The organism is Pseudarthrobacter sp. J1763, assembly GCF_050490295.1.
GTDB lineage: Bacteria > Actinomycetota > Actinomycetes > Actinomycetales > Micrococcaceae > JBNPEO01.
In genome coordinates this window covers 62,260-69,374 of sequence record NZ_JBNPEN010000013.1, presented here as the reverse complement: position 1 = coordinate 69,374, position 7,115 = coordinate 62,260, and the positions used below count along the sequence as shown (strand labels likewise).

General features: G+C 63.0%; 6 protein-coding genes and 1 pseudogene. All 7 read right to left on the bottom strand.

Translation table 11 applies throughout. The features are described from left to right. Positions 1-392 (bottom strand): annotated as a pseudogene (locus tag ACQQCD_RS12115) (hypothetical protein); the annotation flags it as partial. Between the two features lie 221 nt (positions 393-613). Next, positions 614-1,294: a plasmid pRiA4b ORF-3 family protein gene (locus tag ACQQCD_RS12110; protein ID WP_236803071.1), complete on the bottom strand. Its 681-nt coding sequence runs from the start codon at positions 1,292-1,294 to the stop codon at positions 614-616. Positions 1,295-1,309: 15 nt separating this feature from the next. Then, positions 1,310-4,276: a Tn3 family transposase gene (locus ACQQCD_RS12105; RefSeq protein ID WP_236803072.1), complete on the bottom strand. Its 2,967-nt coding sequence runs from the start codon at positions 4,274-4,276 to the stop codon at positions 1,310-1,312. A 47-nt stretch (positions 4,277-4,323) separates the two neighbouring features. Next, positions 4,324-4,638 (bottom strand): hypothetical protein, encoded by a 315-nt coding sequence (locus ACQQCD_RS12100; RefSeq protein WP_430268636.1) that lies wholly within the window; start codon positions 4,636-4,638, stop codon positions 4,324-4,326. Then, positions 4,635-4,988 carry an RES domain-containing protein gene (locus ACQQCD_RS12095; protein ID WP_430268635.1) on the bottom strand — a complete coding sequence of 118 codons (354 nt, stop codon included), beginning with the start codon at positions 4,986-4,988 and terminating at the stop codon, positions 4,635-4,637. Before ACQQCD_RS12095 ends, ACQQCD_RS12100 begins: the two co-directional genes overlap by 4 nt. A gap of 3 nt (positions 4,989-4,991) precedes the next feature. After that, positions 4,992-5,384: a hypothetical protein gene (locus ACQQCD_RS12090; RefSeq protein ID WP_430268634.1), complete on the bottom strand. Its 393-nt coding sequence runs from the start codon at positions 5,382-5,384 to the stop codon at positions 4,992-4,994. 231 nt (positions 5,385-5,615) lie between these two features. Then, complete coding sequence (locus ACQQCD_RS12085) at positions 5,616-6,812, bottom strand: FAD-dependent oxidoreductase (protein ID WP_430268633.1); 1,197 nt, start codon at positions 6,810-6,812, stop codon at positions 5,616-5,618. Between the last annotated feature and the right edge of the window lie 303 nt (positions 6,813-7,115).

Here is a 7,115-nt window from a genome sequence, read left to right as displayed (position 1 = left end):
GGTTCGGCATGCTCCGGCGCCTCTGCCGGTTCGGCATGCTCCGGCGCCTCCGGTGCCTCTGCCGGTTCGGCAATCACTGGTACGTCCGGTGCGTGTGCCAACTCCGGTGCGGTTGAAGATGACGCCGGCGCCGGCGGGACCTCAGCCGAAGATACGGGCGCGCTGGACGGAGTGGGCGTCGATGCGGGAACAACCGACGATGTGGCCGTGGAGGAAGCCGACGGATCAGCGGCGGGGGCGGCCGGCGACACAGTGGACGTCGCATCGGTCGGCGCAACGGTGGCGGTGGCGGCCACTGCTGCACCGGTGCCACCAGCGGCAACGACGGATGCTACAACAACGGCTTTTCCTGTGGTGCCCAGCGCACCCAGCCAGGGGATGATTCCTGCCATGACAGGGGAGTCCTTTCAATACAGAACATGAGACCGGCTGACCTCATGGACAGCCGAGCGCAACGGTACTTGACAGATGGGGGATCCTGCTCGCCAGTTCCTGGAAACTACGTCAATCCTTGGCGTTTCCTGCGCCGTCCACGCGGAGACAAAAACTCGCTAAGGCATGCCGGCACAATGCCATTGGTGCCAGGCCTGGCTGTGCCGTGGCCGGCACTTGGTCAGTTTCCTTCGGGTGTGAAGAGTCTGCCGAGTTCTTCGTTGACTTTGACCGGGTCGAAGTGTGCGGGATCGAAAGTTTCCTCTCCGCCGGATCGTTGCGCGGTTCCTTGGGCCCATTCGTGCAGGCCCTGGAGGTGCTCGCGGTCTGATTCATCGACGGCATCAGGGTTGGCCAGAGTGGCGATGAGGTCTTCATAGCCGCCGATTCCACCGGAGTCCTCCAGGGGGCAGCGTCGTTTACCGCGGATCACCCGGGCATGGGCGTCGTCACCGGTTTTCCTGACGGTTTCGATCCAGTCGATGCGGTGGAGCCAGCTATCGCCGAAGTCGTATGCGTAGAACAGCGGGGTTGAGCCTTCGTTGAGGACTTTCCCGAGCTGGACGGTCTCTTCAGGCAGGTACCAGCCCTCCTCGTCTTCTGCCCTGACGTAGGCAGGCGCCCAAGACCTGGCCTGTGTCCGTCCGCGGCCCGGGGTGTTCGGGTTGCGGTCGGTAAAGGAATGCAGGTGGGAGTTTTCCCAGCCAATGATCACCTGCAGAACGTCGTGGAATTCGTCCAGGTAAAGGCTGGAATCGACTTCGAATAGCCGCCAGATCTTTGGTTTACTCCCGACGAGGTGGACTCTGGCGCGCAGAAGCTTGCCTTTGGTTCTTGGCGTGGATCTCTCATTCGTGGCCATAGGGGGTCCTTTCCATCACAGAGCAGCGGCCTGGGCCAAGCGGTTGTCACCGGGGGTACGGTGTTCGGGTTCGGCAGAGATCTGGCCCAGGTTCAGGTGGGTGTTCATGTCCAGGGTGAAGCGTCCGTAGGGGTTGATATGGGTCCAGAACAACGGTGTGAGGCCCCTGCGGTCTTCCGGTTCGAGCAGTCCGGTGAACTCCTTGACCTCGAGCACGGTTTGCAGCAGCAGGGTGTTGACCAGGACCAGGGAGGATTGGAGCAGGTGCAGGGCGAGCATGGACACTTCGGTCGTTTCACGGTCAGGGCCCGTGAGGTCACGGTTTTTACCGTAGAAGACGACGTCGTTTCCGCTGTTCCAGTTCTCCACTACCTGCAAACCGGAATTGATTTCGCGTCGCAGGTCTTCGCTGGCGAGGTAGTCGGCGGCGAAGATCGTCCGCACGGCCCGGCCCAGTTCCTCCAGGGCCTGGTACGTGGGGTGTTTGGGCCCGCCCCGGGTGAAACGGCGCAGGATCGTCTCCGACTCTGCCGTGCCGAGTTTGAGGGCCGTGGCGTATTTGACCATCTGATCGTATTGCTGGGCGATGATCTCCCAATTGATCGGCCTGGACAACACGTCATTGATCTCGGCGTAGGCTTCTTCATTGCTGGCCCGGTAGAGGCGGATCGAGCCGATGTTCTTCAACCTCGGCAACAGCTTGAACCCCAGGAGTTCGGTGAACGCGAACCCCACGATCGAGGCCCCGTGGGTATCGACGTAGTTTGCTTCGATCTCGGCGTCGGTGTCGTGGCGCAGAACGCCTTCGATCATCGCCGCGACCTCGGAGGAGGAACAGTTCTTCAGCTGGGAATAGATGCAGGTCGATTTCTTTTCCACGTGCCAGTAGATCATCACGCCGGGACCACCGTAGCGGTTGTGCCATTCGGTCATCAGGTTTGATTCCCAGGAGCCGAACTTTTTCGAATCCGACGCACAGGCGTTCCCTTCACCCCACCAGTGAGGGTTCCTGGCCTCGAACGTGGCGTTGACGACCTTCACGATCGCCTGGCGCAGATTGTCCTTCGTGATGAATGTCCGGCGTACGTGGCGTAGCTCCCGCTCGCTCTCTCCGTGACCGCCGGCATCAGTGACCGCTTTGATGCCCATGTTCGTCCCAAGCCCGAACAGGCACAACAGCAAACGCCTGCGCAGGGTCTCACGGTCAAGGACCTCACGGGAGGCCACGGAAACAAACTCCCCGGTAAACCCGGTCAGGAAGTCCGCTTCCTTGAGGACTTCTAGCAAGTCCAGGGTGCCCCACCGGGCCAGGACCTCGGCCTTGAGTTTGCCCAGATTCACCGGCTCGTCGAGTTTTTCCAGCTTGGGGACCTTTATCCACGGCGCCCCACGGCGTCTGGTGATCTTCACTCCACCGGTGGTATCGGCCGGCAGCCCCTTATCCAGGTGCTCCAGTGACCTCCTCATTCTGGACTGAAGATCAAGAATGAACCTGGCCGGGTCCAACGGTTTCTGCAGGGCCTCGTAGTGGAGCTCACGGGAAGCGTCGAAGTCCTGGGGAAGGTCCTCTTCCGGGTCCCGCCATTTCCCCGCCCCGTCAACGAAAACCTCGCGGCGGCGCAAAGCGTCCCGTAAGGACACGAGCAGGCACAGCTCGTACGGGATCCGCTCGATCCTGCCCTTCTCGTCCCGGACAGCGCCCTCCCAGGACCTGGGCACCACACCCGCAACCGGGACTACCTCTCCGGGCGCGAAGAACTGGCTCTTACTTCCAGCATCCGCGTACCGTTCCAGCAACGCGATGGCATCCATGATGGGCCGGAACGCCGTGTTATGGCACCGGAACCGCAGCACGGACAGCAGCGCCGGTAACATCCGCCGGTAATGATTCGAGTACGAACCCCGCAACACGGTCCTCACCTTGCCCTGGAACACGCTCTCGTTGGCTTTTGCCTCCTGGACCAGTTGCCGCAGGGTTTTCTCACTCACCACCGGGAACACGGCCTCCCGGACCGTCTCATCCGGGCAGGCGACTGCCCTCTCGGCCAGTTTGAACAGCAAAGCCGTCTTGCCGCGCACCCTTTGCAGATCCTCGGTCAGTTCCTTCTCGACCTTCCTCACCGCGCCGGTATTGATCTTCAACACCAGCACGAGCAGCAAATCGACCAGGCTGTCAGCTATCTCTGCCGTCCGTTGATGACACAACGCCGCCAACAGCGTCAACCGCACCGGCGCCGGCGCGTCCTGGAAATCCGATGGATACATCCGTGCCGCCCGCGCCCGCCAGGCACTCACGACCTTCTCCGACACCCCGGCAAACAAGCCAGCCGGTAAATCAAGAGCCTGGGCTGCTGAAAGCTTCTCCACCTCCGCCAGCAACGACTCCAAACCAGCCGGGCCCGGATCAGCCTTCAACACCGACAACAGGGAACCGGCTGCACCATCAGCGACCAAGGCCTTCAGCCCAGCCGCACCGTCCGGGCCTAGAACCTTGCCCACATGAGCACACAGGCGCTGCTCAAACAACGCCCGGCCAGCACCAACAATCCTGCCCGCACGTCCCGGCGGCTCAATCCGCTCCTGACGACACCGGGACAGCGAAGCCTCCACAAGCGCAGACTCTCGAACCTCAGACGGGCACACCCTCTCCGCCAACCACCCAGCCAGCCGGGCCTCATCAGCGGTCGTGAACTCACGGAAACCAAAATGGGACCGGATCTCGGCCCGGTGGTACTTGATTGAGCGCCCGCCCCAGTAGGGAGCCAGCGCATCGGGAGGAACAGAAATCTGCGCCGCAATATAGTCCACCGCTCCCAGTGGAAGGTCAGAAGGCCCACCCGGGAACCTGGCATGTTGCTGAAAAAACTTCAGCAACACAGCAAACCCTGCCCGAGTCGCTCCTGACTTCCGCGCCATCAACGCCACATCTTCATCAACCAGCGTCCACGAATCAAGAAGCTCGCTCGTCAGCTCAAGGCCCATACCAGAACTCAACCACACCTAGATTGCCCCTGAAGACACCTTCAGGACTACCGGGCCTTGTTGATTTCCCTGCTGTCGTGCTGCAGTGGTTCTTCGCCGATTACATCATGGATGTTCGGCGTGACCGCTGGATCACCGGGGCGCTCGAAGATGGCCCAGAGCTGGAGATCGTCACCGTGACGGGAGGCAAAAGTGACGCCGTCGAAGTCTGTCGTCTCGTAGAGCCAAGCCGCGACAGCCTGGGTCAGGCGCCGGGGCCGGGCGTCCTTCAGCGCCGCAGCGTCAAAGTCGGCCAGGCCTTGGCTCAGGGCCAGGCCGATGAAGTGTGGGTGCAGGGCCGCGAGGCTGCCGGAGGCGGTCACCGCGCAGTACCGCCCCGACAGTTCAGCGGACGCGGCGGCTCGCACTTCGAGCCACTCCCCGGGGCAATGGTGGGGTGCAGGACCTTATCCTCGTCATCCTCGACGATCTCGTCCAGTTCCATGCTCAGCCGTGCGTCCTTGCGGAAATGCGCCAGGACCTCCAACAGGCACGCCAGCAGGGAGGAGCCGGCGTAGATGGTGCGGAAGTTGCCGTGAAGGTCATCCCAGCGGCCCGGGAACCGTCCGTCGGTGGCCCATTCCCAGCCGCTCCAGGCCCAGGGCTCGGGGCGGAAGCCGACGCGCCAGACTCTGCCGGCGGCCTCGGCCGCGGTCAGTTGCGCAGAAACCACCGGTCAGCCTGCGGCCGCGAACGCCCGGGCGGCGGCCAGCACCTGCGGGCCGGCTTCGTCCAGCTGGCCTTCGCGGAGCAGACGCGCCGGCGGGACATCATCGAGCTGCGGGTTCATGCCCTGGAACCAGGCCTGCACCACCGCCCGGGAATCACGCTCCGCAAGCAGGGCCGCCACGTGGTAAGCGGTCCTCAACCGCTGCATCACCTCGGCGGACGGTTTCCGGTCCCCGTCGGCCCACAGCCGGACGGCCCGGGTTTCCTTCACGGACCCGATGTACGCGACCAGCTTCGCTCCCAGCAGGTCCCTCAGATCCCGGACCAGCACGTCGTCGGCCAGCCGGATGGAATCCTGGTGCGCCTTCAGCCCGCCGCGGGCGCCTGTCACTGCAGTCATAGTTCATGGTCCCACGAAAAGGCCCGTTGAATCAAGGTATAAAACACATCCTAGATCACACTCTAAATCACCGATATCCGTGATTACGTCAACCTGACGTGACGAAGATGCGATACCGCCGCTGAAGGGTTTTGTTCGGGCTCCGTTCTATCCCGCGGAAGCGGCGGGTCGACGCCGCCGCGGGTGTCCCGGTTCCCGCGCGTGGTGTTCAGCGCTGATGCCCCGGTAGGCTCAGGCGCGGCCCTTGAGGATCAGGTTCCAATACATGAACGGCAGCCCGTAGCGCTTGAGCAGCCACATGTCGCTGCGTTCCCTTGTGGTGTCGATAAAGGGGATGCTGGGGGCGGGCTGGAGGGTGTAGTCGAATTCGGCCAGCAGCATTTTTCCTCGTGCGGTGGTCAGCGGACATGAAGCGTATCCGCTGTACTGTGCCGATGGCTGTGATCCTTTCATGGCTGCCAGCAGGTTCTTCACCAGAACTGGCGCCTGTTTGCGGATTGCGGCGCCGGTCTTCGAATTCGGGGTCGACCCGGCGTCGCCCAGGGCGAAGATTTCCGGGTAGCGCTTGTGCTGCATGGTGTGCTTGTCAACGTCAACGTAGCCGGCGGGGTTGGCCGGATCTGCCAGCGGTGTGCGCTTGAGCCAGTCAGGGGCCGACTGCGGCGGCACGACATGGAGCAGGTCGTAGTGAAGTGATTCCTGGGTACCAGCCGCGTTGTCCGTGACCACTACCGTGCCTGCGGTGGGGTCCACTTCGGTCATTTCGCTGTTGAAGCGGACTTCGATGCCGTACTTGTCGACCACCCGTTCAAGTTCATCGGCGAAGACCTTGACTCCGAACATGCCCGGTGTCGGCAGAACCATGACCACCCGGATGTCGTCCAGCACCCCCTGCTTGCGCCAGTAGTCGGCTGCCAGATAGGCAATTTTCTGCGGGGCGCCTGCACACTTGATGGGACCGGAGGGCTGGGTGAATACGGCCGTCCCGGACTTCAGGTTGCGGATCATGTCCCAGGTCTTGGGCGCCAGGTCGTAGCGGTAATTGCTGGACACCGCCGGGGATTCCATGGCTTCGGCCATCCCGGGGATCTTGTCCCAGTCCAACTGGATTCCGGGACAAACCACCAGATAGTCGTAGGTGACGGAACCGCCGGAGGAGAGTGCGACACTGCGGCGCCCAGGGTCAATGTCCGCCGCGGCGTCCTTGATCCAGGCAACACCCTGGGGCATGACGGACGCCTGCGGACGGACCGTTTCCTCTTGGCTGGCGACTCCTCCGCCGACCAGGGTCCACAGCGGCTGGTAGTAGTGTTGCTCGCTCGGCTCGATCAGACCGACGTCGGTCCGCCCTGCATTCCGGAGCCGGGCGGCAACGCTCAGCCCCGCGTTGCCGCCGCCGATAATCAGGATCTCGTGGTGCATGGACATTGGCGAGGCGCCTCTCTGGAAACCCGGCGTCGCTTCAGCACCGACGCCGGACATATCGGGTTGTGACCGGGCCGAGAAACCTGCGTAGCCGGCAGTGGGGGCGTCTTCGCCTCCACTAACGGGACCACGCCGTCCCGGTGTGGTCCCAACCTGTGACACTCACCACAATATACCCCCCCGGGGTATCGTGGCCATCCCCCGCAGTTTCCCGCACCACACCGGTTGCCAAGAGCCTTGGCCGACCTGCCGGCCCCGCCGGTCTTCACTGTCGACTACGACGCGTTCGCCCGGAAGTGCAAAGCC